Here is a 351-nt window from a genome sequence, read left to right on the forward strand (position 1 = left end):
CTCTAATTTAATCTACACTTCATTAAATCGTTTTATATTTAATAGATTAAAATGAAACCTCATTCTTACAAATTACGCCAGCACCGCCAATCATGTATTAACAATTATTACTCTGTCACTACATGCACGCACCTACGAACTAAATTATTTGAAGATTTTTATAGTGCACGAACTTTAATAAGCTCATTAAAACATTCAGATTCAAATGGTTTAACACAAACAATCTGTTTCGTAATAATGCCAGATCATATGCACTGGTTATTTCAGCTTAAAACACAACAACCATTATCTTCAGTGATAGCTAAAGTAAAAGGACGTACATCATTTCTTTTACACAAAGATAAGAAAGAA

At 30.2% G+C, this 351-nt stretch carries 1 protein-coding gene; it reads left to right on the forward strand.

Translation table 11 applies throughout. From position 1 onward, the window contains the following. Positions 1-51 precede the first annotated feature (51 nt). The coding region (locus tag B5G52_RS21835; protein WP_087534713.1) for a transposase at positions 52-351 on the forward strand (300 nt) is incomplete at its 3' end.

Source organism: Pseudoalteromonas sp. A601 (assembly GCF_002165575.1).
Lineage (GTDB): Bacteria > Pseudomonadota > Gammaproteobacteria > Enterobacterales > Alteromonadaceae > Pseudoalteromonas.